The organism is Streptomyces sp. NPDC007264, from assembly GCF_042869095.1.
GTDB lineage: Bacteria > Actinomycetota > Actinomycetes > Streptomycetales > Streptomycetaceae > Streptomyces.
The window spans coordinates 1-2,668 of the sequence record NZ_JBIAFD010000041.1; the positions used below are offsets into that span (position 1 = coordinate 1).

The window sequence follows — 2,668 nt, forward strand, 5'->3', positions numbered from 1 at the left end:
CCAACATGCCCATGGCCGCCGACCGGACGGGATGCCGCACCGCCACACGTTCAGGTGACGACAAAACTCCTATGCACTCTCATACCGCCCTCTCAGGGCATGCGGGGACGTCGTCGGTCATGCGGCGCACCCTAGCGGAGCGACCTCTTCGTCCCGAAGCAACTTGGGCGGGAGCTGAGCCTTGAGCCGGTGGGCCTTTGACCTGCTCTGATGGTGCGCAGACGTTCGCGGGCGTCCGCCGTTGTGCGTCTGCGTTGTCACGCAGTTACACACTCACCCGCTCAATGGTCGATCGCCGACAGGTGCGTTGTCAGTGCTTGCGCCTATGGTCTCAAGAGCGCGGTCGGCTTCCGGGGGTTCCAGCTCTGAAGGAATGGTTTCATCCCCGGCCTGTCTGGGGGCGGCTCGGAGACTCGTCCGGGACCTAACCGACGGCCGGGCTTCGTCGGTGGCCACGAGATGACCTGCCAGCGCCGGCCGCGCACCCCCTGCATACGCGATAACAGGCCAACAGGACTCGCCACCGCACGCGTTCGGCGAGACTGTCGGGGTGATCGAAGTCGCGTGGGCTGCTCTGGGCATGGTCCTTGAAGTGGTCGCATTCTTGCTCAGCTTGTTCCTAGTGCTCACACTGCCGGGCATAGTCGTATGGGGGATATCGGAGACGGTCGACCCGCGTGACGTGTTGCGGGTCCGGTGGTTCCTGCAACGGTTACTTGCCCTGGCCGAACGCCTCGGATGGGCTTTGCTCGCCGCGGGCGGGTGGGTGTACCAACACACTCTGGGCCGTGTAGTGAGCGCCTATGTCCGGTGGAGCAGGCGCGGAGTTGCGGAGCACCTGGCATGGGTGAGGCGGCCTTTTGGCCGGGATGCCTACAGGCTGTTTCCTGTCGGTCGACAGGTGCGCACTGCATTGCGCTCGTGGCATCAGGTCGCGCCGCTGGCTGCGGTCGCGTACCTCGTCAAGGCGTTCATCCTGCTGCAGATCCTGCTTAACCTGGGGAGCATCGTCAATGTCGTCACCAGGCGGTCGTCCCATGTGTGGGCGGAGAGCGAAAGAGCTCCCGTTGTGTGGTGGGCGCCCGGCGGCGGCTTGTGGGGGCCGGCCCGGCAGGTCGAATGGAGCGGCGAGCAGCCAGACATCGATGTGACGGTAGTGACGACTTTCCGGGCGTTCGGTGAGTCGATCTGGAGGAAGGCCACCCAATATCTTCCGGCACTCGGTGCCCCGGAAGGCCGCTCCGCCGAGGCGGCTACTGCGGTGTTCGGACTCGTTCTGACTGTCGCGCTTCTCCTTGCGCTACGAGCCGTGCTGGGACTTCTCGGCCGACGCGGGCCGACCAGGGCAGACAGCAAGCACGGTCCAGGCTTCGCCGCCCCTCATCCTCGCGGATGGTGGCTGCGGTCGCTGCTGAGCCTGCGCCCGGGGGCGGCCAAGCGCACCCGGCCGGTCGCGGTTCTGATCGACTGTGTTGGCCGCGTGGGGGCGGCGCGGCGTTACTACCTGACCATCACGCAGCCTCATAGCGCTATCTGTGCTCCGCGCGTGGACCTCTCCAAGGTTGAGCGGGTGGTGTGGTCGGCATGGAAGGTCCGGCACCGTCAGGTGCCCGGTCCGCGCCGGCGCGAGTACCGGAAGCATGCGGCCGACGTAGTAGGGGCGATCCGGCGGCTAGAAGCACGACAGGACATCGACGCAGACACAGGCCAGGTCTTCGAAGAAATGGCGCAACTGCTGTTGACGATCACTGAACGGTACGCGCAGGGCCGCACACTCGCCCTGCTGGATCCTGAAGATTTGAAAGGAGTAGATCCCGCCGTCAATCGAGAATGGGTGCGACTGATAATCCTTGGTGTGGTGATGACCGGTGCCGCCATTGCAGCGGGCTTGTCGGAGCTCTCGGCCGCCGGATCTACTCAAATCGTTGCCGTGGTCGGCGCCGTCGCCTGGGTGCTTTTGTACCGTGATCGGCTGGCCCCGGGCGATGTGCTCGATGTGATGCGTGGCCAGAGCCGCAAGTGACCGCTCGAGACCAGCGCGGACATAGCTAGGTCCGTGATGAACAGCCGGGGAATCGTCGACGTCCATATCTCAGGCGAGGTGGCCGATGTTGTACGCGCACGAGGTGGTTCTGAACGAACTCGCGCAGGGGCTCAGACCGATGGCCCAGGGTGTCGAGTGGTTCGAGGGCCTCTCCGAGGATGACCGACGCAAGGTTTTGCATGCACTGGTGCTGTTCTGTGGGCAGGCCCGCGCCTGCGAGGACGACGTACCGGAGAGCATTGCGCGTTCTGGCATTCGTCCCACATACACGCCGGCGGTGATGCTCACAAAGTGGCGCTTCGGGATGGCAGGGCTTCCGGCCTATGAACTCACCAAGTCCTTCCGCCTTCTGGTTGCCCTCTTCAGCATCGCGGACACCCGCCGGCGCGCGCTGCATTGCGCCGATGGGTGCGGTCACGAGTGGCACAACCTGCCCAGTCTGCTGAGGGATGCAACCTGAAATGAACCGCCCCGTGTCGAATGGAGGCTCGATTTCATGAAAGGATCGAGTCATGGCACGACCTTCCCGTTACTCAGGTTGAATGCGCGATGTCCGGGGTGGTGACGGGGTGTGATCCCTGCGGTACGACGGTCTCATGCGGTACGCGCAAGGGGGCGGGCTGA

General features: G+C 64.7%; 2 protein-coding genes. Both read left to right on the plus strand.

The features are described from left to right. Positions 1–550 precede the first annotated feature (550 nt). The gene (locus ACFYMU_RS33340; RefSeq protein ID WP_388381467.1) at positions 551–2,023 is read left to right on the plus strand and encodes a hypothetical protein; all 1,473 of its coding nucleotides are present in this window, start codon (positions 551–553) and stop codon (positions 2,021–2,023) included. Between the two features lie 85 nt (positions 2,024–2,108). Then, positions 2,109–2,504 carry a DUF5958 family protein gene (locus ACFYMU_RS33345; RefSeq protein WP_388381468.1) on the plus strand — a complete coding sequence of 132 codons (396 nt, stop codon included), beginning with the start codon at positions 2,109–2,111 and terminating at the stop codon, positions 2,502–2,504. Positions 2,505–2,668: the final 164 nt, after the last annotated feature.

Coding starts and splice junctions, on each gene's coding strand:
- ACFYMU_RS33345 (WP_388381468.1), top strand. CDS start 2,109: ATGTTGTACGCGCACGAGGTGGTTCTGAACGAACTCGCGCAGGGGCTC.